Raw genomic sequence first — 26,965 nt, 5'->3', positions numbered from 1 at the left:
GTCGCTTACTCTTTCTGCTCTTCTTTCTCATTCTCATTATTAAAAGCAAATGTTAGCTGTACCACCTGCCCGAAGCTGTCTTCAATATATATGTCAATTTGTTGCTGGTCGGTGGAAGCGGAAGTATAGTACAGGCGGAACGTTTCGCTCGGAAGTGGGTATAAATCATTTGGAAGAAAAACCGTTTCGTCTGCCATCCGCAGCGTTCCTTTCCCATCCGGCTGGAAATACCTGATGAAATACTTTGTTTCTTGGTAATAGCCTTCCCTTTGAAGTTGAAAACGTATTTCTGCTGTTTCGCCCATCTTAATCCGTTTCTGTACGGGCATCGTTGTTACTGTGAACGGGTAAACCTGCTGAATATCCAGCTTATCATTACAAGAAAACACCAGCAGCATTGCTCCCAGCAAGTACATCCCCATTAATATGTTTCTGATTATCTTTTTCATATCGCATTAATTTATTATGAATTTAAAACCGACCCCGAACTGTGTGTGGAACTTCCCGATGGAAGAACCGAACAACCCACGTTCACGGGTATTGATTAAGAACACTACCCTGTCTGTCAGGTATGTTTCCAGTTCCAACGTAGCAGCCCCACCATAAATAAAGGCATCCTTATTTGTAAGGGTAGAGCCATCGTATAATTCCTTATCTCCCCAGTTGCTTATTTCGTATCCGGCAAGAGCTGACAGCCCGAAGGACAGGAAGAAGGTTTTCCGGCGGTCGGAAAGGAGTTTGATATAATACCCGCCTTCGCCTGTAAACTGGCTTACCGGAACGGTTACATCCTTATATTCATACTCCTTATTGAAGTATTCCGCACCGACCACTCAACGGTTTCCGTTTTTGGTATAAGTGACAAGCGCAGCACCGAAATAGTAAGCCGATTCCGGTTTACCGGGCTTCTTAAAGCCGTCTGCCATTCCGCCCGTGAGTTGGATTCCCTTTTGTCCGGGCAGGTAGCGTTGTGCGTGTGCCAGGTTAAAAGTCTGGCACAAACACACCATTACTATAACACAGATTAATTTTTTGTGTAAATTTCTTCCGTTCGGCAGAACACAAAACAAGTTTTGCTTCTGCTCTCTCTTACTCGAAATTTTCATTTTACTTGATTTTAAGTTCGTTAATCACTCTGGCGTTCACAATATCTTCGTTCTCCACACGGATGGTCTGATGTCGCCCGCCGTTCTTTTCGTAGAGTTCCACCAGCAGAATTTTATCGTCAGGAATGGTAAACTTCGGAAGAGCGTACACCGTGCGGACGGTTGATTTGCCGCCAATCTCCACTACCTCCTTGTAGCTGCGTACCGCATCTAATACCGTTTCCTGAATCGCTGTGCGCTTTGCCACTTTCTTGTCGATTATCTTAAACTTGATAAAGTCCGTATCGAAAGGCACGTTGGAACTGTTTTTGGTCTGCGTATGCACGTACAGAATCCCGTTGTAGGTATAAATCCCCTTGACAACGAACTGAATACCGAACCGTTTGCTACCCAAATGGCGAATCTTGCGGTCGTTATTATTGTAGATGCTCTGCATTATCAGTTTCACCAATAGCGGGCTTTCGTTCCCCAGTTCCCGAAAGTAGATATTCATGCGGGTGTGCGAGAAGTCGGTACAATCTTCGTTCTCCAAAAAGTCTTTCATCTCGATGTTCAGTAGCTCCGGTTCACGGGCATACTTCGCATTGAAACTGAAAAAACTACCATCTTCACAAATTACGCTGAAATTGGTTTCACCGGGAAATCCCTCTGTGGTGGCTTTCACACGGATTACGTTTTCCGCTCCATCCGCTTTTCCGGCAATAATGTGGTTACTCCCCAAATCCACATAGCGGACGGCGGAGGGGAAAATAATATGCACCGTTTTGGCAAACGTAACCTGCACGCCGTAGGGCGTTACCATTTGGCGGTACGGGAGTTTGCGGGTGATACCCTGATACAAATCGTTACCGGAGACATTGCGCACTGTGTCGTTTACCTGTGTCTGAACAGATCCACGCCCAGCATAAGGGCGAACATAACAAATAACTTTTTCATTTTAATTGGAATTTTGGTGTTTATAAATTAGTTCTGTTTTGCTTATAGCACGACTTTTTAGGCCGCTTTTAGGTGGACTTTCATTGTGCGGAATTTCTTGGAGAGATAGTTGATAAGGCTTTTCAAGTAGAGCAAATTGTTCATCTGTTGTATTTGGCGCCTTGTTTTCTTTTTCTTACAGCCTGTTTTCTAGTTTTTCGATTTTAAATTCATCGGCTTAGTTTCTTGAACAAAGGAGTGCTTTGGGGTAGTTTCATATTTAATAGAATTACCTTTCTAAGCTATGCATTTAATCCATTGATCTCTTTTTGAAGGAGATCCAAAAAAAAGGATGCGTGAGCACCGTCCATTTGCACATGATGAAATTGTAAAGATACGGTGAGTGTTGTTTTGAAGAAATGACGTTTGTATTTTCCCCAAATCAGGAATGGGTTGTTGAAAATACCACTATACATACCTACCACACCGTCTATTTCATACTGTGCAAGTGCAGAAGTCCCAATAATCATGCTTGTTATCAAATCATGGTTGATGCAACTTTCGCTTACTTGTTTTGTGAGTTGTAGATAAGAGGCATTGAATCTGGATAAATCATTTGTGAATGGTATATCGCATGAGCTAACTTCTCCTTTTTTGTTGGTTACAATCGTGTTGACTGCCATATTATCGTATTGCATCAACTTGCGTCCTACTGGTAGCAGGTAAAATTCTTCAATGTTGCTTGCTGCTTTGCCAATGCAGTAACACATAAGCATGTTGAACTTCAATCTTTTCTTTTTACTCATTCTGACTAGATGCGATACGTTTAACGTTTTGAAAAAGGTTACCATTGGCATCGGTGATTCCATCCACATTTCAAAGGCATATGCTCGTTTGGTGTCATTGGGGAGTACTTCTTTCATATTCAATATTGTTTTATTTATAAATCGATGACAAAAGTATTGGAACCGTTCGAGTTTGAATAGAACAAATGAGACATTATATTGGATTAGTGAATAGATCAGAATAAGGGTTGCACTCTTTTAGCAAGGATGTCGGCGTGTACCCACTAATTTTTTTGAACTCTCTTATAAAATGTGATTGATCGGCATAACCACTTAGATAGGCTATTTGAGTCTGAGTTATTTCATCTGAATGGTTTTGCATAAGCTCTAATGCTTTCTGGAAACGGACAATTAAAGTGTATTCTTTGGGATTTATTCCGACCAGGGAGTTGAATAATCGCTCAAATTGTTTTTTACTTAGACAAGATATAGAAGACAGCTCGGTGACAGAGGCTTTTGGGGCGAGATTTATTTTTTTTATGACGGTAGCCATCCTTTTTAGGTTTTGTTCTATTGCACTATATCTTTTAGTACGGGAAGAATGAAGCAAGTTAATCGTGATTTGTGATAGTAACCATTGCTCTATTAGTCCTATACAATATCTATTATTTTCACATTCAAATATTTGTTCAGCCAATTCGGTCAGGGATCTGTTATCGAGATTGTACCCTGAAACTTCTTGATTATAGAATAGAGAGGTTGGCACATTTAGAAACGCACTCATCGTATGGGGGTGAAATACGATCACGATCATTTCGGTGTTTCCGTTGGAGTACAAGTGTGATGAGAAATTTACTTGACCACTAATTGTTAACGTGTCTTGAGTCGTTTTTAACTCAGGAATATAAAGTGGAGATTTTTTATGAAAAATGAGTTGCGGACAACCTATGGGGAAAGTGAGGGTATTCATCGGCTGATTATTTTTGAATATCCAATAATACCTTATATACGGTTGTAGTGGCTCACAAGGTTTGTAAAATATAAATTCCTCTTGAATCATTTTACAAAGTTATAACTTTTTTAGGTGTCACATCATTCTATAAAAAAAATATAGATTTTGGAAGAGGTGCAATGATATGAGTCCTAGATTTGTTTTTACACTAGTCATTCGTCATTTTTTGTGATTATGATACACCAATTTTGTGATTGTGAAACATCACTTTATGAAACATCAGCTTACTTTGCCGTACTAAAATGATTTAATCAAAGAATTAATGAATCTCTCAAATAGTTATAGCATGATGAAAAAAATAAGTTTCTTCTGTGTATTGGTTGTATCAATCTTTGGTTTAGCCTCTTGTGGCTCTGACACCGAAGAGCCTGTGGTGAATCCTTTTGATACAACAACTGCAAGTCTTAATGATAAACGTGATAAGATCGTTGTCATAAGCGATTTGCATTTGGGTAATGATTTGTCGTACTCCGAGAATGTGAAACATTTGAAACGGTTGGAGCAATTCCTTAATGAAGTACGCTCGTCGGCTACCGTTAAAGAATTGGTTCTAGGGGGTGATATTCTTGATGAATGGTATATCCCAACGCGAACGGACACTTATGGTGGAGGCTCTCAAGCCGATTTTGTTAGAAAATCGGTGGCAGCCAATCAATCTATTTTCGATGTTTTGAATGGTATCATTAAAGATGGAAAGATTAAGCTGACTTATGTACCGGGTAATCATGATATGGGTTTCAAGCCTGAAAATATCAATATTGCTCTTCCGGGAGTAAACCAAGCCCGTGATAGTGGTGAGAAGTTTGGTGTGGGTACCTACCATCCTGATGGTTATCCACAAATAGCCATTGAACATGGTCATCGGTACGATTTCTTCTGTGCGATGACTCCGGGAGCTAATGAGAGTGAGGCACCGGGTGCAACCTTACCTCCGGGTTATTTCTTTGCTCGTATCGCTGCCAATTCGTTTACTGATCCAACAACTAAAGAAGCGGCAACTAAAGTGCCTAATGTGATAAAGAATGGGACAGGGGATGCCGAACAACAGAGCAAATTCATCTACTATACGTTGTGGAAAACGGTGATAGAGAACATTATTTATGTGAAAGATCAGTTTGACGATCCTATTATTAAGACGAATGTGGGAAATTATACAAAGACGTATTCGATTAATGATATTTTACCTCAAAACAGTGCGATAGATGGTCGTATTCAGATGAAACTATACAATGGTTTGTTTACTCAAACGAACTGGGATGCCCGCCAGAAATACAATAATGTTAATGCCATGACGGAGATTGATAAAGCTATCGTTGGTAGTCTGGAAACCACGTTTATTGATGAACAAGCCAATGTTCAGTATTTTGAAGATGAGTCGTTGGATATTCGCATTGTGGTTTTTGGGCATACGCATGAACCGATGATCAAGACTTACACGAGTTCTTCGAATGGAAAGAAATATGTTTATGTTAATTCAGGTACGTGGGAGGATCAGAAGACACGTGATAAAAATGCCGTGATTGATCAAGATGGATTAAAAATGAACTTTGTGGTGATTTATCCGATTCAATCTAATAAAGATAAATTGCAAGTTGGTCTCTATCAATATCGTTACGGAAAACACGAATTGGTGGGCAACCAAGAGGTCAACCTATAGAACCTTGGTTTTTATAATATAGATATAGCGTTTATCATTTTTGTCTTGAAAGGTTAGGGTAAGATTTTGTGATAAACTAAGAAGTCTCACCATTTTTTAATATCGTGAGACTTCTTTTGTAATGTTATTTGTGGATGTTAAGCGACTCATATTTTGTAGTCGCTTACTTCTGTTGTTGAAGTGCGTTATTTTAATCGATCGATGGCTTTTAACATTTCCGAACGTACTTTCTTATCTTTCTCGTTTTGATAGGCGATCTTTAAATCTGAAAGATAATAATGGTACATGCCCTTTCTTATGGTTAGCGTGGCTTGTAGACGGACGGCTTTATCACTGTCGAAAAGGAGACCTTGGAGCCAGCGTTTTCCATCCCATGAGAGTACTTCTTCAATCCATTGGATCGCTTCTGTTTTACTTTTTGAATCGCCGTAGAGTAATGTTTTGAAGAGTTCGTTTTCTGTTTTACGACGTTCAGCTGTCATCAAAATCTCTTTTTCAAAAAGGGTGGGGTTGATCCATTTAGAGGCAATCATGGCCGGATGATTTTTTTCTGGAGCAACAACGGTATGTACCATTTTGGCAATCATCCATTGCATACCTGGTGTGGCCTCCGGGTGTCCAACCACGGAAAATACTTTTCCTTTTTCATAGGAAGTGAGATAAAAGAATGGCCGGTTATTGGTCATGTTAGATGGTGCGTTACCTTCGACATGAACATCACTTTGCATGGTGGCTAGGCTTGCGTATTGATAAGGGGAGCTTTTTTCAGGCACGATGACCGGACCTTCGTAATACATCAAATAAAGGGTGTCTCTATTGGCCACCTCCGAAAAGATCTTTTTCCCTTCGTCGTTTAGCGTGACTTTCACGACTCCACGACCTCTATTATCGTGCTCGATATCAATAGCTTTGCCGCCACTCATCTTCAGGCAACTATAACCGGGGGTATTCGAAGTGAGGTAAGCACCGGCACAGATACCAATGAGACCACCTCCGTTCTTTACAAAGTTTTTGATACGTTTATGGTTTTCTCCACCCATATTGAGGTATTCTCGGCTTCCTCCACCACCCGGAATGATAAGAACATCAAGTGTCGTTAGTTTTCCTGAAGCTAAATCTTTGGTGGTTACAATCTGAGTCTCTAACGAGCGGTCGGTATGACAAGCCGATACGGTTTCCCACACGCAGGTCTCGGAAGCGCCGTTACCTTGAAAAACGCCGACTTGTATTTTGTTTTGAGCTATTGCTTGTATGGTACAAAGAGTGGCGATGATAAAAAGAATTCTTATTTTTTTCATAGCGATGAATTAGATGTTACTTATTTAGTCATGAATCATGTTGTCTGTTTGTGTGACTTAGATCGTAAACAGATTTTACAAAGATAGTTTATCTAAATAAAAAACAAAGGGGAAGGGGACTTTTAAATGAGTTTGGTTTTGCGTGAATCGTTCTATTGGTGACTGTCATTAATTATAAAGCTGCCAGTATTAGCCTTTTGAGCTTTATACTGACAGCTTCCCCCTAAATAATTATCGCACGACTCTAGAGTATCCTACGCCGTTGTGACCTTCAGATTTTCTATGAACTTATTGTTTTTTAAAACAGTTTTTTACCGGACGATTACTCATGATGAAATGTAAGGTCGCTCCGTCTTTAATATCATCGTAATGAATAAAAGGGGTTTGCAAACGTTTACCGTTTAGACGCACCTCTTTTAAATAAACGTGGTCATCAGACCAGTTGCTTGTAGTTACTTTTATCTCTTTTCCATTACTTAAACGAGTAGTCATTGTTTCCAAACAAGGAGAACCTATGCTATAGATATTACTGCTTGGGGCTACCGGATAAAATCCCATACAAGAGAAAATATACCAGGCTGACATTTGTCCGCAGTCATCGTTTCCACTTAAAGAGTTCGGTTCATCGCCGTAAAACCTCTTAACGATTTCTCGAATCCATTTTTGACATTTCCAAGGTTCGCCCAATTGATTGTATAAATAGGCAATATGGTGACAAGGTTCGTTGCCATGCCAATAAGCGCCGATACGGCCTTGTATGTCATGTGCGCCAGGAATATCTTGTCCCATTTCGGTAGTAAATAGTCTATCAAGTTGTTTTAATAAGAATGCTTTACCAGCGATGTCGATATAACCTTGAAAGTCATGTGGAACATACCAGCTGTATTGCATAGTGAATCCTTCTGTGATGTCACCCCAACCGTGTATTGAACCCGGGCCTTGATATGCTGTTGGGGTGAATGGTGTGCGCCAGTTGCCTTGCGAGTCACGGCCTCTCATATATTTTGTTTCAGGGTCTATCAGGTTCTTGTAACTCATAGCACGGTGCATGAAGTACTGGTAGTCGGACTCTTTGCCTAAAACTTTGGCGGCACGAGCAATGCAATAATCATCGTAAGCATATTCCAAAGTTTTAGAGACGGATTCTGCCTCTTTGTCGAAAGGAACATATCCTAATTGGGTGTATTCAGGAAGGCAATCGTAATGTTGGTTCATCGCTGTGGCTTTCATGGCTTTGAATGCGCGTTCATAATCGAATCCTTTCACGCCTTTCACGATCATGTCTGCAAGAACTGAGACAGCATGATAACCAATCATACACCAAGTTTCATTACCATAGAAGGACCAGATCGGGAGCATTTGTTCTACGCTCTTGTCGAAATGTACTAGCATCGAATTGGCAATGTCGGCATTTAATGGCTGGTTGACGAGGTTGAGTAGGGGATGAAACGCGCGATAGGTGTCCCAAAGTGAGAATACGGTATAATTGGTGAAACTATCTGCGACGCCTATATTTTTGTCTAACTCACGGTATTTTCCATCGTTATCTTGGTAAATAAACGGATGTAGTGCCGTGTGATAGACATTACTGTAAAAGGTTTGTTTAGTCTTCAGATCTCCTTTGATCTGATATTTTCCTAGTTCTTTTTCCCATAATCGGTTTGCGTCCTCTTTAACTTGATCAAAAGTCGATTCATTCACCTCCTTTAGATTCAATAAAGCTCCATCGGTACTGACTCCGGATATGGCTGTCTTGACATAAACTTCTTCACCTTTTTTTGCTTTGAAGCGGATGCATGCCATGAGTTTTTCCCCCCATGCTTCTTTATGACTTCTGAATCGTTTGGTGTTGTAAACGACCGGATTACCATTCTGAAGGATGGAGAAATCTTGTAGTTTACAAGAGAAAGTGGCTGCGAAGTAAATATGCCGTTCTGGTCCCCAGCCCTTTACTAGTTTGTATCCAACAATTGTGGAGTCATTCATTTGGCGCAGATTAGACCATGGGCAACTTTGCCATAAGGTGTGATTCAAATCAATTAGGATGAAAGCGTTATCGGTTTTTGGATAGGTAAAGCGAAAAATACCACTTCGGATAGCCGAGGTCATTTCGGCTTTCACATCATAATCCGATAGGATAACGCCATAATATCCTGGAGATGCCCATTCTTGATGATGTGAATAGCGAGAGCGATATCCCTCTTCAGGATGTTCATGAGTGCCTGGAGTTGGCTTTATGTCACCTGTTCCGGGTACGAATAAGAAGTCTCCTAAATCCGGAATCCCCGTTCCACTAAGATGGCTGAGGCTGAACCCCATGATAGTGGGTTGAGAATATTTGTAGCCCGATGCCGCATCATAAAAATGGTCATCAGTATCCGGACTGATCTGTATTCCTCCAAACGGAAGTTGAGCACCCGGATAAACATTTCCGTAGCCGTCGGTACCGACAAAGGGATTTACATAACTGGTTAGATATTCTTCTTGTGCTTCTGCTGCAAAGACAAAAGCACAAGAAAAAATAAGATTTAGTATTCTTTTCATTCTTTTATATCTCCCATGTTAACTTGATATTCGTGCCATAATTCGTCTATGCTATATTGTTGGCCTAAAGCATATTTAATGGCAGCATCGAACGACCAAGGTACGATCTCGAGTGTACTGTGATTGAACTTACGTAGGAAATTTGAATCTTTATGGTCTCTCAACCATACGAAAAAGTAACCGGCGTGTCTGTAACCATTCATATAGTTACCACCTTTAGGACGATCGGTCTCACCGTGAAACCCTCCATTGGCTATACGAACAGCATCGGCCATTCCTTCAATAAATGCCCAAAAGACTTTATTGGTACCATAAGATCCAATGCCTTGAGGCTCTAATTGATAGGCATGTGTGAGCTCGTGTAATAATACGCCACGAGTTTCGAAGAGTACGTTGCCTGCGTCTTTATCCACATAGGAATTAGCAATATGGCGTGTGCTATAAAAGATTGAAATATCACCATTTCCACCCCCTTTAGCTGATATACCATCTGAATCTTCTAAGGTGTAATGGAGTCTGTATACGGGTACAATACTATCTTTGGGACTATGATATAAGGTGTTGAGTACTGTTCGTGCTTGTTGGGTAATGTATGATTTAGGATTGGGTATTAGTTCGTGATAGATACGTGAACCTTCGCTGCTAGGAGCTTTATCTTCAAAAATGATGTCGCCAACATAATATTTTCCCCAGATGCTGTCATCCTCAATTACGATAACAGGTTTTTCTGGAGTGGTTATTTGTGGATCTACTTCTAATGATTTTGCTGTGCATGAGGATAGACCTAGATAGATGCAAGCGGTTATCAACAGTTGTCTTTTTTTCATTTTATGTTATTTTTAATTGTTTTTATTCTTTAGTCAATGAATAGGGTTTGTCATATTGGTTTAATCCACGCTTCTTATTCGGTGATGAACTCATAGTGAACTCTAACACTCCGCCATTCAATAAATCTTCATGAGTGATGTACATTTTTGAGTAAGGCTGACCGTTCAGCTTAACAGCTTTTACATAACGTTTCGAGTCGCTGACTTGTGGTGCTTTGATTTCGAGAACTTTCCCATTTGGCAGACATAGTTTGACGTAAGGCACATAGGGTGCTCCTAACACGTACTGATTTGTTCCCGGACATACAGGGTAGAATCCCATGGTTGTGAAGACATACCATGCCGACATCTGACCGCAATCGTCGTTTCCACTTAGCCCACGGATGTGATTCCGATACATTCGGTTCATGACTTCACGTGTCCAATATTGTGTTTTCCATGGTTGCGATGTCCAAGCGTATAAGTAAGGGATGTGATGGCTCGGCTCATTCCCGTGAACATATCCACCGATTAAGCAGTCGGAAGTGATATCTTCGTTATTCTTATAATACTCTTCGGCAAGATGCATAGTGAAAAGCTGATCTAGTTTGTTTCTAAACGATTTTTCACCGCCCATTAGCTTCATTAATCCAAATATGTCATGAGGAACGTGGAAAGAGAAGTTCCATGAGTTTCCCTCAATAAAGCCTTCTCCATGAGTTTGTAGGACGTCAAAATCACTCTTGAAATGTCCATCTCTATAGCGCGGACGAGCGAATCCGAGTTTCGTGTCGAAAATGTTGCGATAGCTAAGCGCACGTTTTTTGTATTTTTCAGCCGTTATGGTATCATTGGTATTGAGGGCAGTTTGATAGATGGTCCAATCATCATAAGCGTATTCTAGTGTGGTGGAGGCGGCGGTGGCGTTGGCATCTAACGGAACATACCCCAATTTGATATAATCGCTTATGCCATCATAGTAGCCTACATTCGACGTTTCGATCATTGCTTTTAAAGCTTCCTTTTTGTTGATTGGGGCTCCTTTAGTGATGGCATCAGCTAACACAGATACGGCATGATAACCACTCATGCACCAATTGTCGTTAGCCATATGACTCCAGATGGGAAGTAATTTATGAGCACTTTGCTGTTGGTGTTTGATCATCGATTTGACCATATCGGTTGCTTCTTCTGGTTTCATAAGCATCAATAAAGGATGTTCGGCTCTATAGGTATCCCAGAGTGAGAAGATGGTATAGTTCTTAAAATCTTTTGCTTGGTGGATATTCTGATCGAGTCCACGATATTGACCATCTACATCCATGTAGATGGAAGGATTAATCATCGTATGATAGTAAGAAGTATAGAATAAATCTCGTTGATCGTTGGTGCCGTTTATCTCGATAGATTCCAATTGCTTATTCCAATTTTGACTTGCTTCATGTACTAGTTGATCGAAACTTTTTGAAGTTGCTTCTGCTTGCAAATTCTTTAAAGCACCATTGGTGCTAGTTGCTGAGAACCCAACTTTAACAATCAATTCCGGATCCTTTTCTGTATCAAATTCAAAGTAAGCGACTAATTTGCGACCGGCCATTTCCGGAAAGTTTTGGTTGACATTAAACTTACGCCACCATCCTTTGTATAGAATGCGTTGATGATCTTCATAGCCATAATTCTTGATCGGTTGTGATAACGCAATGGCAAAGTAAGTATAGTTAGTTCTTGCCCAACCATTGGTGATACGATATCCGGTAATCAATGTATCGTTTTCTACTCGTATGGAAGCCCATAAAGTTTTTCCATCGTAATTATAGATCCCGTGATTTAGGTCTAGAACAATCCGCCCTTGTTGATCACTTGGAAAAGTATATTTATGGATACCCGTTCGTGGAGTGGCTGTGAGTTGCGCTTTTACATGATAGTCGTCGAGCATGACTTCATAATAACCGGGAGCCGCTTTCTCTGTATTATGCGAGAAACGGGAACGATATCCATTTTCTGGGTGGTTGGCTGTTCCTGGGTTTAGTTTTATTGGACCTGTAGTTGGCATGATGAGCACATCTCCCAGATCAGAATGTCCGGTTCCGCTCATGTGGGTGTGACTGAACCCGACAATTGTTTGGTCATGATACTGATATCCTGCACAATATTCGTAAGCCTTGGATTGGTATATCCCGTTGACATTATGCGGGATCGTATCGGTATCCGGACTTAGCTGGACGATTCCAAAGGGTACACAGGCCCCCGGAAACGTATGTCCCATACCATCGGTCCCTATAATGGGATTGACGTATTCAACTTGTGCCATAGCGATAACTGTCAACGAGACTAATGAGACTAATGAGATAAGTTTCTTATACATAACTAATCTAATGGATGATAATAATTTAGGTGTTTTCCCTCAATCCTTTTGGATAAACCGGAAAGATAGGACGCTGAAATTAGAGTAGATCGGGAATCGAAGATTAACCCGCTCCTGTTCTCTTTCTAGTTCGGGAACGGGAAATCGTCTAATTGATTCTTCTCTCTCCTAACTAACATTAATAGCCACTATTTTGTTGTTCGGCTATCACCAAGTTTCCTTGCATCTCCGATTGAGGAATGGGCTGGATACGATGGTGATCGTCTATATCTAAGGTTTTATTGATCATTGGTTTATAAATCGGTAGATCGAAACGGCGCATGTCGAAGAAACGATGTCCTTCATAGCATAACTCTCGGCGTCTCTCTAACAAAATCTCATTTAAGAGTTCCTCTTTGGTTGAGTAGGTCTGATTAACCCATCCGTTGATGCGTGACGCACGTAATTGATTGAGTAGTGTATTGCCTTCAGACAGTTTGGTTTGTGCTTTTGCTTCGGCCATGATAAGTAACATTTCTGACGAACGTAACAGCTTTTGGTTAACCAAACCGACATTTGCCGACGTACCTTTATATTTATTAACTCGCTTAACATTCACACCGTCACGATCGACACCATCGCCAATGAATAGCTGCAAACGGATATCTGTAGTAGGATAGCTGTTTATAAGTTCTGTGGATGGCTCGAACGAACTACTATTGTCTGCACTGAAGAAAACGGTTCCGATAGCTTCTTCATTGGCTAGTCGTTTGAGTTCGAAGATCACCTCAGTGTTACGGCTATCATCCCAGATAGAAGGATATTCGTCGATAGAAGCGATTGGCATTTGAGTTAAAACTTCAGAAGCATATTTATAGGCCATCTCATAATTCTTCTCGTAAAGATATACACGAGCTAATAAGGCTTTTGCTGCAGTTTGTGAAGCATACCCTGGGCTATTAGGAGTGGCTTGAGTTAACAATGGAATAGCGGTGCTCAAATCGTTTTCTATTTCGGAAAAACACTCAGAGACCGAGTTACGGCCTAAGGTCTGTAAGATCACTGGGCTTTTTGAGTAAGGAATGCCATAACTTTCTTTATTATCGAAATCCGAAAAGAAACGAAGCAGATCGAAGTAGGTATAAGCGCGAATGAATAGGGCGCTGCCGACGCAGTTGTCTTTCAGTTTACTTTCGTTTGCATTATTGGCTTTGACTCCCTCTGCACCACGAATCACACGGTTGGCCATGCTAATTACTGAATAGTAAGAAGACCAAAGCATGTTATGATCACCGGTAGCTGCACTATATGTCCATTGATAAGAATCGTCCCCGGCTCCACCGTTTTGTCCACCTTTGTATACATCGTCAGAGAGTACGGCACTAACACTGATGGTTTTTCTCAATGACATTCTAGAATAAGTTCCTGTTAATACTTGCTCTAATGTCGATACAGAACTGAATATTTCGTTTTCACCTATCTTGTCGGTTGGCTCTAAATCGGTGAAAGAACAGGATGAGGTGGATATCATTAATCCGGCTACAATTATGTTATTAATAATCTTTTTCATACGAATCATTATTGAAATTAGAAATTGATATTGATACCTAAAGTTACATTAACTGGTAATGGATAGGACATTAAGTCTATTGAGCCATTAACTTCAGGATCTTGACCTCTATAAGAAGTGAAGGTTGCTAAATTCTCTCCTTGGCAAAACATAGTCATCGACTTCACGATTTTTAGTTTGTCTAGTAGTTTTCTTGATGGTGTATAAGCCAACCTCAATGTTTTTAGTTTCAAGTAAGAACCGTCTTCAAGAAACTGTGAAGCCCATGGACTTGGATTATTTCTAGATCCGAAGCGTGGTACGGTTGTGATGTCTCCCTCTTTTCTCCACATGTTGAGCATATAAGCCGGCTTATTTCCATTAAAGTTATGATTGTCTAAGAACCAGCGGCTAGAGTTCATGATATAGAATCCAAAGGCATAGGTGAAATTGGCTGATAATTCAAGGCCTTTATAACTCAAACTTGTGTTGAATCCACCAAACCATGGAATTTCTGATGATTTGAACTTATCTACTGCCGGAGCTTCTGAAATATTCTCGGTTTTTCCTCCTTTTTGGTCGTAGAACCAAACTTCTCCCGATTGAGGATTTACGCCGGCCCATTCACTCATATACCATGTTCCTAATGGCTTACCAACTTCATAAATGACATCACCGTCAACGAATTTATTGTCTGCATTGGCCCATGTTCCCAAGTCCGTAATTTCATTTTGGTTGTATGTAATATTGGCTCCGATATTCCATTCGAAGTCTTTAGTACGTATCGGAGTTCCGCTTACTGCAAGTTCGATACCACGATTGCGAACTGAACCGGCATTAGTTTGTATGTCACCGAAACCAGAGATCTGTGAGATCTTTTTCCACATCAACAAGTCTTTGGTTGTTTTGTTATAGAAGTCGACTGTAGCATTCAAACGGTTTTTGAACATTCTTAAATCAACCCCAAGGTCGAACTGTTGTGAGGTTTCCCATTTCAAGTTCTCGTTGCCTAACTCGTTGTTGGCATATCCAGGTTTGCCATCATAGGTTACTTTGCTATAACCGTCGAATGAGCTGAAATCGGCAATGCCATCTTGATTGCCCGTTGTACCATAGCTTACACGCATTTTTAATTGATCAATTTGATCGAGGTTTTCCATGAAATTTTCATTTCTTAAATCCCAAGCAGCACCTACAGACCAGAATATGGCACCTTTGTTGCTTCCGATGAATTTTGATGATTCATCGTAGCGTAAACTTGCCGATGCACTGTATCTATTGTCGTAAGTATAGTTCCATTGAGTGAAAGTTGATAGTAAGTTACTGTGAGTTTTACCACCACCTATGCGAGGAGGATTCTTAGATGTTCCGGTTTTATCACCGATGCCGGCAGGGGTATCAGTCATGAATGGGTCTAAGTCGAACCCGATCTGATTGAATCCAGAATATACACCGTCGAACAATTCGAACCCAACTACACCAGATACAGAATGTCTTTCTCTAAATATCTTATTAAAGTTCAATGTGTTAGTGAATGTGTAACGGCGAGTGTCTGAGGTTGATTGTTGAAGATATCCTTTATTGCTTGTTGATTTTGGATGTTCACGATCAAGAGAGCTCATGCTCTTTTTTCCATAATAATCGATACCGAAATTAGTTTTGAATCGTAACCAATCAGTAAAACGTATATTCAGATAAGCCGATCCGACTAGACGAAGTAAGTCTGCATCGCGTTGGAAGTACTTATTGATAAGAGTTGGATTATCACCGTTGTACCAATTTTCTGGCGACTCATACGGATAAGCCAATAAAGCGGTAAACCAAGGATTAGTCCAACCAATGCGACCTTCACCGGTATTAGGGTCTGTAAACTTTGAATTAGAATATCCTGTGCTTGCATTGATGCCAAAATCGAAGATATTATTAATCTTATGATCTAAATTGACACGTGCTGAATAGCGTTTCATCTCAGAACCAACCAACGAACCTTCTTGATCAAGGTAAGAACCGGAAACAAAGAATTTTGTTTTTTCAGTACCTCCTGAGAGCGTAATGCTATGATCCATTGTTAGACCAGTTTGAGTCATCTCATCTATCCAATCAGTGTCAGTTGAACGTGCTGTAGCTAGGCGACTTGCTCCTGCAGTCAATTCTTGTTGCTCAGATGGCGTAATGGTGCCAGCAGTGGCTTTTTGTTCCAACCCCAAAAGACGCATCAATGGGAATGATTTTGAATAAGGATTTGCTTCTACACAGTAGCTCTGATAAAGGATATTTTCTGCTCCGGTCATCATGCGACTTTCCGGTTTGCGAAGCATTGACATGCCTATCTTTAAATTATAGCTCACTTGTGTTTTACCTTCCGATCCTTTCTTTGTGGTGATGACAATAACTCCATTGGCACCTCTTGATCCGTAGATTGCTGTTGCTGAAGCATCCTTCAAAACCTGAACATCTTGTATGTCATCATTGTTTAGCGAAGCAAATTGTGCTGCTTCAATCATTATTCCGTCTAGAATATATAAAGGAGTGTTTGATCCGTTGATTGATCCGGTACCACGAACTCTGATCTTTACATCATTACTGCCTGGTTGTCCAGATCCTGTGGAAATCATTAACCCGGCAATCTTTCCTTGTAAACGGTCTTCTAAAGCTGCCGAGGTCTGTTGTGAGATCTTATCACTTTTGATCTGATCGATGGCTCCAGTGATTTGTCCGCGCTTTACTAAATTGTATCCTACAATCACAACGTCTTGTAAACTGACAACATCTTCAAATAGGGTAACATTGATTGTGGATTTCTCATGGATGTCTACTTCCACTGTAGAATATCCAATATATGAAAAGAGTAATTTAGTGACTCCGTCAGGAACTTCAATGGTGAATCGTCCGTTTAGATCGGTGATGATTCCGGCGTTGCTTCCCTTAGCCACTACTGTAGCACCAATAATAGGTTCATGGTTTTTGTCTTGAACTAATCCTTTTATGACTTTGGAGTGTTGTTGCTTCATGCTTTTTTCTGGTAAACTTAGCAGGCTTGTTTCTCCCTTAATAGTACTTGCGTGGATTGGAAAAACAGTAGCTAATGATAAAGCAACGATGCAAGTCTTTTTTAGCATCCCTGAGGTGGACTGCAAACCTACAAAATGATTTTTCATGTGATTTTGTTTAATAAAATAAGGTTAAACTTTCTCTTTATAGGTGAATGATTTTCACTGACGCAAATTACGGACATAGAAAATTAATAGATGTTCTCAGTCATGCCAAAATGATGTCACACCTAAAAAAGTCTCTATAGAGCACAAATGGCACAATAGAGTACATTTTCTGGTCTGTTTTTAACGTATTGAATGCTAAGAGGTGAAGCTTGATGTGTTATCCCCTGAATAGATCTCTATATTAGAGCTTTGAGAATGACTATTCTTCTGTAAATCCTTTTCCTAAACAGTTCTGTTTGTAAATTTTTGGAGTTACCCCGTATCGTGATGAGAATTCTTTATAAAAATAAGAGCGACTTTGTATTCCGACTTCACTAATGACTTTTTGAACCGACCAGTCTGTTTCGGCTAATAGACGTGCCGCTTTTTCCATGCGATAGTTTTTTATGAAGTCGGTTGGTGATAGGTGAGAGATCTCTTTAAACTTTCTGTAATATTGCCGCGAACTGATGTTCATCTTCTCGGCTATGAATGATGTATTTAGATCTTCTTTGTCTAGATTGGCATCCAACACTGCCAATAACAGTTTGGCAAAGTTTGCTTGTTCGGGTGTTTCACAGATAATCGACTTTTCTTTTTGTCCTGGTAGATCGATTAGAATGGTCTCTTTCCTTTCACCTTGTCGGTTTATGGCGAGATCAATGATGTCTTTTATGAATAAAATATTATATGGCATAATTACAAATCCATCAGCCAGCTTTTGGAGCTCTTTATGCAAAAGGAATGTTGCTTTCCATTTTAGCATTGGGATGAAAGCAGTGTGGATCAGCAAACCTTTGTGGGTTTGGACATATTCCATGAATTTATCTTCTTCATTCTGATAAATCATCGTATCGGGCATAAAGATCTCCGGAGATTTCTTTTTTAGATAGCCAAAAGCCTCTTGAACGCTACGTACAGCGTAAATGTTATAGTCGCCGGAAAGAATATCTTTCAGCAACCAGACGATTTCTTCTTTATCCTCTAAAAGGAGAATGGTCTTTTTAGTCTTAGTTTCCGTTGGTAATTCTCTTTTGGGCGGTATAGGGAAGGCGATCTGTACCTTTTGTCCTTTCGCACGTGCTAATCCATTCATAACTTTCATTGCGTAGAGATAGAGCCATTTATGGAAGTAATGCATCGATTGTTGTTCGGATCTGGTCAAAGAGTGCTGGTCGGTTTGTAGCATCTTATCAGCAATGTCGTGAGGAAGCGTTAGTTCTAGAATCAAGTCTTCGATGGTTAGAGTGGCTGTGACCGTCACCTTTGTTTTGGCTGTCGCTGCTTCTGAATAGAGATAGTATAAAATATAGCCCAAAGTCTGTTTGGGTAAATAAACGTCAAGTGAATCGTCTAGGTTGATTTCCAGATCAGGTAGTCCGTCGTAGTTTCTGTAGACTAACATGTTGACAATCTCGTCGGATAGTTTTTTCAAGTTAATGGCACCATAGATAGGAATCTCTCTGGGAAGATATGTCTCAAGATTACAGTGTTCTTCCGAGATATCCTCTGATTTGAAAGCAAAGGATAAAACTGTGTCGTGAAGGATGTCTAATAGCTTGTAATATTCTGCAGGTATAGAGTCGACCTGACGCAACTGTTCACAAGTGTGACAAATCTTAGAGAGTAGACCCACGGTTTCATGGCTTTGTTGGTTTGTACTATTCATCAATGTGTTGTGCGATTCACGCAACATCAACTTCTTGATCAGTCGTTCTCTGCGATAATATCTCCGAACCATCCGGTAGGTATAGACCACGGTGAGAATGATGAATAGGCCATAACAGAGATAAGCCCATGTCGATAAATACCAGGGGGGAAGGATGTGTATCTTTAATGAGTAGGATTTATATTCGGTATCGAACACATCTTTTTTATATCTGATCTTTAAGATGTAATGTCCATGAGGCAATGTGTTGAATGTTGCTCTATTATCAGGAGTGAAAGGTGACCATTCAGTCTCTTTATGACCTTCCAACTTATAGGAATATTCAAAGTTATCTCCGTCGATAAAGTCGGGTGCGGTAAATGAAAGAGAAAAAGAGAGATGCACTCCTTTTAATGACAAGGTATTAGATGTCGCATCATAATAATTATTGAAGTTGTCGGTTTCTACCCCGATGGTTAAGTCGCGGAAATAAACGTCCGGGTGATACTCCACTTCATTCATTCGTTCTTTTTCCAAGTAAAGCAGACCGTCTATACCTCCGAAGAAGAGATTACCGGTGTAGGGGCATTTGTAGAAAGCATCATCACTAAACTCCCCGATTTGTAAACCATTATTGTAATAATAGGTATGAAAAGCATTGTTTTTAGGATTGTACTTCACAAGTCCCTTGTTGGTACTCAGCCATAGAAAGCCATTCTCGTCCTCTAATATTCCGTGAATCATGTCGTTAAGGAATCCTTGCTCTTTACCTATGCAGAAGACTTTGGGTTCTCCATTGGTGCCGAATGTCAAACGAACGAGTCCTGATACTGTACCCAAATAGAAGATGTTTTGTTTACGGTAGATGGATAGAATGTCGTTAATCGCAAATCTCTCTTTGTTCCCCAATAGATAGACTTGATGTTTTAAGGTCTGTAAGTTAAACTTGACCAAGCCCATACCTCGGCTACCTAGCCAGATTACGGAGTCTCCCTCTATCAGCATTGGGAAAAAGTCGTTGATAATCTTTTTCCCATCGTTGAAGAGATATTGTCTAGTCTTTTTTGCTCTGATTGTTCCGTTTGTTTTGTCGAGAGAAACCTGGCAAACACCGTTTCCCGATGTAGTGAGCCACAGCGTCGTGTCGTTTTGTTCATAGATTCGATGTACACGTTGTAAGAGCTTGGTGTCGCCTCTCACCGCTACAATGGCATCTTTTTGATAATCGTAATACGAGAGTCCCGGGTTTTCGGCAGACCCGATCCAGAACCCGTCCATGTAACGACTAGGCACGATTCCGAAAACTTGATACTCGGTCAGTTCTCTACGGTAATTAGGTAGACTAGTTTTTCTTCCTGGGAAATAGATTGAGATGGAGTTAAGAGGTAGCTTGGTGATGGAATGTTTCATGTAGCCTCTGACTTTGACCAAACCGTCACCTTTTGTTCCAAACCATAGATCTCCTGCTTTATCGGTATAAATGGAACGCACTTGGCGGGTGATCTTATTTTGCAGGTGGCTAAACGTTAAATGAGAGGCGATAGATTTTTTTTTCGAGTAAGCCATGACGCCCTGTCCATCTGTTCCTACCCAGATAATCTCCTGCATAGGATCTTTGTAGACGGAAAAGACCCGAATACTGCGATCTATGACACTTTCTGAGTAATGAGAAGCAGAGTCCAGTTTGATTAAACCGTTTTGTATGAAAGCGATGACAATATCGTCATAGAAGGAGATGATTCCTGTGATCTTTCCATACTTAGTGATGAGTTCCCCAACATTTCGAATGAAGATCTTGGTGTTACGTGTTAGGTCGAATAGAAATAGGTCTTTATCTTGGTCGATAAAGCTAAGGAGTCCCCCTTGATAGAAAGTATATTCAATTTTCTTATTGTGAATATTGGCTTGTACTATCTCATACGATTGCTCGCCACCATTCTTTTTTTGAGTCTGACATTTATAAATGCTTTTGTTGGTCCCTGAGAATAACCATAGGCAACCTTTGTCGTCTACAAACGATAATTCTTTATTGAAAACTTGACTCTTCTTGTTCGTTTTCTGGAAGGCAGATTTTGAGGGCTGATAGACATAAAGGTCATCCTTGTCGATGACCCATGTGTCTCCTTTGCGATTAGAATATAGTATAAAGTCGTTTTTAAAAACTTCATACGAGCTGATTACTGCTCTTTCTCTGACGGAGAAACGGTTAATGCCTGTGTTAGTTGATATCCACAAACAATCATTATCAGCGGGATTGACATGATAGATTACATTATTGAGTAATCGTTTTTCCACATTCATGTCAGTGCGATAAACATTCATACTTTTGCCGTCGTAGTTGTTCAGACCATCGTAGGTTCCAAACCACATGAAGCCTTGGTTGTCTTTATATAATGAAAGTACGGCACTATTAGATAATCCTTGGGTGTAACCGATATGTGATAGTGTGTATTCGTCTATGGCTTGAGCACATTGGGGTATGTACAAGAGTACAAGAGCGATGATTTGGATAAGGTGTCTTTTCATAAGATACGGTTGTGAATGACAAAAGTAGTTATAATTTTTTTATTTAAGTCGATTATAGGCGAATTTTGCCATTTAAGGAGAGGGGAACGTTACTGTTGTAAATCGATTTTATTGCCTCGTTTTTTTGTTGCAACAAACTCGTAAAATCACCCTGTTAGACTATAATTTATTTAGCAATAAATTGTATTTTTACATGCTGAAATTTATTCGTTTCCTATCTGTTGCCTATTCATTCCACAGTTGTGGAACGAATAGTTTTTTGTTAATGGTTTGTTTATCGATCATAAAACAAAAGTCCGTTTCTAAGAATGAAAGTGATAACTTTATAATAGAACGATGACTGCATTTTATGATTTGTACGACACTGAAATGTAGGTGAAAAACGCGAATCCTAAACAGACGCGTGCGGAGTCGGTATAGTTTAATAATACTTGTGTCTAGTTATCGAAGATGTTGAGGAGAAAAAATAATCTTGAGATAAATTTGGAACGGGCAGATAAAAACTTGTTTTATTAGGCTTTTGAAAATTAAAGTTCTATTGACCAATGGCTTGAGATGTTAAATGCTTATTTAGAGGAATATAAAGGAATTCAAGTAATGAGTATGTTACTTTGAAGAGTGTTTTGAAAAAGATTGCCATCTATGATTTGATTTTTTTATTCAATAATGGGTGGATTACTTGCAGTTTCGGTCGACGCTCGGTATTTTATGTAGGAAAACGACATTATTAAACGCGATATAATATGATATTACAGTTGCTTTTTGTGTTGACGGCCATCGTTGTCGGTGCTCGTTTAGGAGGAATAGGGCTTGGAGTGATGGGGGGACTCGGACTAGCTGTGCTGACTTTTGGCTTTGGCTTGCAACCGACGGCACCTCCTATTGATGTGATGTTGATGATCGTTGCTGTGATTTCGGCGGCTTCGTGTATGCAGGCGGCCGGAGGCTTGGATTATATGGTCAAGCAAGCTGAACGTTTGTTGCGCAAGAATCCTTCGCATGTTACGTTGCTTAGTCCGTTGGTGACTTATCTATTTACGTTTGTGGCCGGGACGGGACATGTGGCTTATTCGATCTTACCGGTGATTGCGGAAGTAGCTACCGAAACAAAGATCCGCCCCGAGCGTCCATTGGGTATTGCTGTGATTGCTTCGCAACAAGCTATTACGGCTAGTCCAATATCGGCGGCTACAGTAGCTCTCTTAGGGATGTTGAGTGGCTATCAGATTTCGCTGTTCGACATTCTTAAAATAACGATTCCAGCTACGATCATCGGCGTACTGGTGGCCGCTTTGTTCTCTATGCGTGTAGGGAAGGAGTTGGTCGATGATCCAGAGTATCAGAAGCGGTTGAGTAAAGGGTTGTTTGATGCGCCTTCTGCCAAAACCCAATTGTCGCCAGAAAAAAGTTTTTCGGCTGTACTTTCTGTGGTAGTGTTTGTGTTAGCCACGCTGTTAATTGTCTTCTTTGGATCCTTCGATGGGTTGCGACCAAGTTTCATCATTAATGGGCAATCTGTCGTCTTGGGGATGTCGTCTATCATCGAAATGGTGATGTTGTCGGCTGCAGCTATCATCTTATTGGTGACTCGAACAAATGGTGTGAAGGCTATACAAGGTTCTGTTTTTCCAGCCGGTATGCAAGCGGTTATTGCTATTTTCGGCATTGCTTGGATGGGAGATACGTTCCTTCAAGGCAATATTGCGCAGTTGACGCTTTCTATTGAGGGGGTTGTGCGTCAGATGCCATGGCTGTTTGGTATCGCTTTGTTTATCATGTCAATCTTGTTATATAGTCAGGCGGCCACTGTTCGAGCATTGATGCCTTTGGGAATTGCATTGGGTATCTCTCCTTATATTTTGATCGCTTTGTTTCCGGCAGTCAACGGTTACTTTTTTATTCCGAATTATCCAACTGTGGTGGCAGCGATCAACTTTGACCGGACGGGAACGACTAAAATTGGACGTTATGTTCTTAATCATTCGTTTATGATGCCCGGGTTGGTGTCGACTGTTGTGGCGATTGTTCTGGGGCTATTGTTCATACAACTCTTTTAAATGGCGATTGTCTAGAGAGGTCTATTTCTCGAAAATGCTCCTAATAGGAGCATTTTGTTAAAAAAGCGGTTTTCTGTAGATAAGTATTGGTCTGTTATTTTCCAAGTAAGAAACGCAGCGGAATAGCCAAGCGGTTAGCCCAGTCGATTTCCGTATGTGCTGCTCCCGGATAATAATTGGTGGTCCAATAAGGCTTTCTCCATCCTTTGTTCCAAAAGATTTCATCAATCTTGTTTTGGTAAGGTGTATACAGCGCGTCTAGTGTCTTGTTTCCGTAATCCATATAGATAGCGCAGGAATTTGCTTGAGGAAGATGTTGGTTCAAGTAGTCACAAAAAGCCGGAGCGAAAGCGTTGTCGTCGACTTGATTCATTAAAGCTGTCGTTACCATCGGACTGTGTATGGACAAACAAGCTGCTTTGCTGAATATTTGAGGATACTCACAGATGGCATAGAGGGAGATTAGTCCTCCCATGCTTGATCCCATGATGTAGGTATGTGAGGAATCGGTATATGTGGCATAGTGTTGGTCGATGAATGGTTTGAGTTCGGTAACCAGAAATTTTAGATAGTTATCGGCGTTAAACCGCTTCATCTCGAAGGTTTTTGCGAATGTCTTGAGCTTATCTTTAGAAATGTAGCTTAAGGCCTTTTGTGGAAAGTAATCGTAAAAACGATCTTCGGTAATATTCCATATACCAACAATAATGCAATCGTTGATCTCTTTTTGAGCTTGTAGTTGAGAGGTAATTTCGTCCGCTTTCCATTCTTGTTTGTTCCACGTGCTGTTGGCATCAAAAAGCATTTGTCCGTCGTGCATATAAAGTACACTGTACTTTTTGTTACTGTCGTAATTTTCAGGAAGCCAAACAGCGACATTTCTAGGTTTGATTAGTTGAGATTGAAATTGATCGTACGCAATTAATTTACCGTTCTCAACATGTTGTTGTGCGGATAGTTTGGAGCAGAATAAAAGTAATACTGCACTTAAAACTAGTGATAAATTTTTAATCATTTTGTAATATGTTTAGTGAAAATAGTCTAAGAACTGTTTAGGAAGGAAAGTCGGAGACTGTGCTTGATTCTGTTTCGTTTTTATGCTGTTTTTTTCTTAAATGTGGACCGTCCGGCAGATTGTCGATGACTCTTTTGTTGCATTCGTGTATCGAATTGAACTTTTTTACCATCGATGAATTGACTGTGGTGAAAATGGCAGCAACGAGAAGTTCTTCAAGATTTTGCTTCTCGTTATAGAAGCTACTGTCGAAGGAGATTTCTCCTTGATGGTGGAAAAGAGTTTTATTGGTCTTGGCCGATCTGATAATGTAGTCGACGTTAACGGTTACGTTGCCTGCAATAGCCGATTTGCTGTACTCGTTAATGATCGTGAATAGTATGGCATCTGTACCGAATATTTTTCTAAACTGAGAGAGGTCTTCTTGGATGAAAAGCTCGCTGTCGTATGCACTATTACTCTTGAGAAGATCGAGTGAGGTGAAAGGAGAAATGACATAATAACCTTTCTCGGCAAGTGGCATTGCTAAGGTGGTGTAGAAGATTTGTTTGAGTTCCACATTGACTGTACGGTTGATTGGAGGCATGATTAGAATGCTACCTGGATTTTCATCTTCTATGTCGTTGGCGTAATCAACGTTTGATGTGTCGCAGATCTTCGACTGGCTGTAGTTGACTGTATAGCATGAGGTCGCTAAGATCATAATGGATGATAATAATAGGATGCCTGTCTTTTTCATTCCGAGAAGTGTTTAATAAGGTAGTCCATGAAAACAGTAGATTCCGGATAATTTTTTTTCTCTCTCTTAAAGCATTCAATGCCTTTTTCTCGATAGCCTTTTTGTATTAAGAAGTAACCATATTCACAATAAGCTCCTGGAGGAACTTTTGGTGTTTTCTTGTTAATTCCGTTTATCATATATAGGTAGGTCGAGATTAATGCTTCTTCCGACTCTTTTGTCTGCTGTTTGTAGTAATTGTAAGAGGTTTTACTGTAGTCTCCCCAGTCGTATAATGTTTTGGATGCACACGATGAGAATAATATAACAAATAGGCAAGGTAAAAAAAAGGTTCTCATTCTGGTCTTTTTTTATTGATTTTCTAGGTTGTTCTAGTGTCAACAAAAATAGAGTTATTTTTTCTGATGAGATGACTTTTTTTGTTTTTTTTGAATAGAAATTGGGTTTTGGTTGATCTATGTCTGAAAAGAGAAGAAAGAACCCAGAACGGGGGATGGATTCTGTGTGGTTCTTGCTTTGCTTCTTGGATTAAATTTCGAACATACGGCTTCGGGCAATCATGCATGCTCCTATGATACCTGCTTTATCTTTTAGTTTGGAAGTGATGATTGCTGAATCTTTATTCACGAGGTTTAGAGAATATTTACGTACAGCTGTCTTTATGGGTTGGGTGATGTATTCCTCTGTTAGAGATAGGATACCTCCGATGACAACGAGCTCCGGATTAAAGAGGTTGATCAATCCGGCGATCTGTTTGCCTAACTTTTGACCGATTTCTTCAACGATCTCTATACACAACAAATCCTCTTTGTTGACGGCGGAAACGATTTCCTCTAATGTGATGGTGTTGTGACCTGAGGTTACTCGATTAGATAAGATGGAATTTTCTCCATTCTTAATCCTTTCTAAAAGAATGCGATGTAAAGCTGAGCCGGAAGCTTCGGTCTCTAGACAGCCTTTTTTCCCGCAGTGACAGATGATTTCATTATCGAAACTACTGATGTGTCCAAACTCTCCGGAGAATCCTGATTTGCCATTATAGATCTTTCCATCAATGATGATTCCTATTCCAAGTCCCCAGCTGATGTTGACAAATAGGATGTTTTTCTCACCTTTTACTCCACCACGCATATATTCTCCGTATGTCATAGCGCGAGTGTCGTTATCAATGGTTACTTTATAACCGATCTTTTCTGTTAGAATCTCTGCTAGTGGACGTTCTTCGAAATTGAATAAACTAAAGCTGTAACCGGATTCAGGGTTGACCCGCCCAGATAGATTGATGTTGATGTTTAGTATTTTGTCTTTATCAATAGATAACTTATCGACAAAGGCGGTGATCGTTTTGCATAAATCGTTTAATCCGTCTACGGAGTTTTCGAGTTTGTAAGGGGCATTCATTTTAAGTTCAACCATGTCGCCCTTGAAATTGATCAAACCGATATTCATAGAGAACCGTTTGATATCTACTCCGATGAAGTATCCGGATTCTGGGTTTAGACCATATAATATAGGATGACGTCCTCCGCCTGTTTCAAGTTTGCCATGATCGTTTATGAATCCTTCCTCACACATTTCTCCTATAAACTTAGTCACTGTCGGAATACTCAGATCTAGTTCTTTTGAAAGTTCTGGGATCGTAGAACTACCATTATATATATAATGTGTTAGTATACGCTTTTTGACGATGGCGCTTTTGGAGCCAACTTCAATTTCTTTTAAAAATTGCTGATTCATTTCTTCTGTGTTATTTTTTTATGTATGCAA

The 26,965-nt window shown here is 40.2% G+C and carries 16 protein-coding genes and 2 pseudogenes; 2 read left to right on the top strand and 16 right to left on the bottom strand.

Features of this window, described 5'->3' with window-relative positions; translation table 11 throughout:
* Positions 1-5: 5 nt before the first annotated feature.
* The 5 genes and pseudogenes from AC4PG5_RS06095 to AC4PG5_RS06075 form a co-directional block, all read right to left on the bottom strand.
* On the bottom strand, positions 6-449 hold the full coding sequence (locus tag AC4PG5_RS06095; RefSeq protein WP_492030527.1) for a DUF3872 domain-containing protein: 444 nt from the start codon (positions 447-449) through the stop codon (positions 6-8).
* 6 nt (positions 450-455) lie between these two features.
* A pseudogene (locus AC4PG5_RS06090) lies at positions 456-1,010 on the bottom strand (conjugal transfer protein TraO).
* A 97-nt stretch (positions 1,011-1,107) separates the two neighbouring features.
* A pseudogene (gene traN / locus AC4PG5_RS06085) lies at positions 1,108-2,042 on the bottom strand (conjugative transposon protein TraN).
* Between the two features lie 281 nt (positions 2,043-2,323).
* Entirely contained in the window at positions 2,324-2,944 is a 621-nt protein-coding gene (locus AC4PG5_RS06080) for a CatA-like O-acetyltransferase, family 2 (RefSeq protein ID WP_492030526.1), read from the bottom strand.
* Positions 2,945-3,020: 76 nt separating this feature from the next.
* Positions 3,021-3,866: a DUF6597 domain-containing transcriptional factor gene (locus AC4PG5_RS06075; protein ID WP_492030525.1), complete on the bottom strand. Its 846-nt coding sequence runs from the start codon at positions 3,864-3,866 to the stop codon at positions 3,021-3,023.
* 238 nt (positions 3,867-4,104) lie between these two features.
* Between AC4PG5_RS06075 and AC4PG5_RS06070 the strand changes: the two genes are divergently transcribed.
* The gene (locus AC4PG5_RS06070; protein ID WP_492030524.1) at positions 4,105-5,475 is read left to right on the top strand and encodes a metallophosphoesterase; all 1,371 of its coding nucleotides are present in this window, start codon (positions 4,105-4,107) and stop codon (positions 5,473-5,475) included.
* A gap of 185 nt (positions 5,476-5,660) precedes the next feature.
* Here the strand turns inward: AC4PG5_RS06070 and AC4PG5_RS06065 are convergent, their stop codons facing one another.
* The 7 genes from AC4PG5_RS06065 to AC4PG5_RS06035 form a co-directional block, all read right to left on the bottom strand.
* Positions 5,661-6,773 (bottom strand): BPL-N domain-containing protein, encoded by a 1,113-nt coding sequence (locus AC4PG5_RS06065; protein WP_492030523.1) that lies wholly within the window; start codon positions 6,771-6,773, stop codon positions 5,661-5,663.
* Positions 6,774-7,061: 288 nt separating this feature from the next.
* Positions 7,062-9,317 carry a GH92 family glycosyl hydrolase gene (locus tag AC4PG5_RS06060; protein ID WP_492030522.1) on the bottom strand — a complete coding sequence of 752 codons (2,256 nt, stop codon included), beginning with the start codon at positions 9,315-9,317 and terminating at the stop codon, positions 7,062-7,064.
* Positions 9,314-10,144, bottom strand: a complete 831-nt coding sequence (locus tag AC4PG5_RS06055; protein ID WP_492030521.1) for a basic secretory protein-like protein — start codon at positions 10,142-10,144, stop codon at positions 9,314-9,316. Before AC4PG5_RS06055 ends, AC4PG5_RS06060 begins: the two co-directional genes overlap by 4 nt.
* 22 nt (positions 10,145-10,166) lie before the next feature.
* Positions 10,167-12,488 (bottom strand): GH92 family glycosyl hydrolase, encoded by a 2,322-nt coding sequence (locus AC4PG5_RS06050; RefSeq protein WP_492030520.1) that lies wholly within the window; start codon positions 12,486-12,488, stop codon positions 10,167-10,169.
* A 178-nt stretch (positions 12,489-12,666) separates the two neighbouring features.
* Entirely contained in the window at positions 12,667-14,037 is a 1,371-nt protein-coding gene (locus AC4PG5_RS06045) for a RagB/SusD family nutrient uptake outer membrane protein (protein WP_492030519.1), read from the bottom strand.
* Between the two features lie 17 nt (positions 14,038-14,054).
* On the bottom strand, positions 14,055-17,174 hold the full coding sequence (locus tag AC4PG5_RS06040; RefSeq protein WP_492030518.1) for a SusC/RagA family TonB-linked outer membrane protein: 3,120 nt from the start codon (positions 17,172-17,174) through the stop codon (positions 14,055-14,057).
* Between the two features lie 259 nt (positions 17,175-17,433).
* Positions 17,434-21,387, bottom strand: coding sequence for a helix-turn-helix domain-containing protein (locus AC4PG5_RS06035; protein ID WP_492030517.1), 3,954 nt, complete (start codon positions 21,385-21,387; stop codon positions 17,434-17,436).
* A gap of 743 nt (positions 21,388-22,130) precedes the next feature.
* On the opposite strand from AC4PG5_RS06035, the gene AC4PG5_RS06030 reads away from it, so the two are divergent.
* Entirely contained in the window at positions 22,131-23,444 is a 1,314-nt protein-coding gene (locus tag AC4PG5_RS06030; protein WP_492030516.1) for an anaerobic C4-dicarboxylate transporter family protein, read from the top strand.
* 94 nt (positions 23,445-23,538) lie between these two features.
* On the opposite strand, the gene AC4PG5_RS06025 is transcribed toward AC4PG5_RS06030, so the two are convergent.
* The 4 genes from AC4PG5_RS06025 to AC4PG5_RS06010 form a co-directional block, all read right to left on the bottom strand.
* A complete protein-coding gene (locus AC4PG5_RS06025) occupies positions 23,539-24,459 on the bottom strand; it encodes an alpha/beta hydrolase (RefSeq protein WP_492030515.1) in 921 nt (306 codons plus the stop codon).
* A 37-nt stretch (positions 24,460-24,496) separates the two neighbouring features.
* Entirely contained in the window at positions 24,497-25,198 is a 702-nt protein-coding gene (locus tag AC4PG5_RS06020; RefSeq protein WP_492030514.1) for a GNA1162 family protein, read from the bottom strand.
* Complete coding sequence (locus tag AC4PG5_RS06015; protein WP_492030513.1) at positions 25,195-25,536, bottom strand: DUF4810 domain-containing protein; 342 nt, start codon at positions 25,534-25,536, stop codon at positions 25,195-25,197. Before AC4PG5_RS06015 ends, AC4PG5_RS06020 begins: the two co-directional genes overlap by 4 nt.
* Before the next feature lie 190 nt (positions 25,537-25,726).
* On the bottom strand, positions 25,727-26,935 hold the full coding sequence (locus tag AC4PG5_RS06010) for an ROK family transcriptional regulator (RefSeq protein ID WP_492030512.1): 1,209 nt from the start codon (positions 26,933-26,935) through the stop codon (positions 25,727-25,729).
* Positions 26,936-26,965: the final 30 nt, after the last annotated feature.

Source organism: Bacteroides sp. QWL-09 (assembly GCF_058683585.1).
The sequence above is the reverse complement of the archived record's forward strand: the minus strand, read 5'-3'. Positions and strand labels throughout refer to the sequence as shown.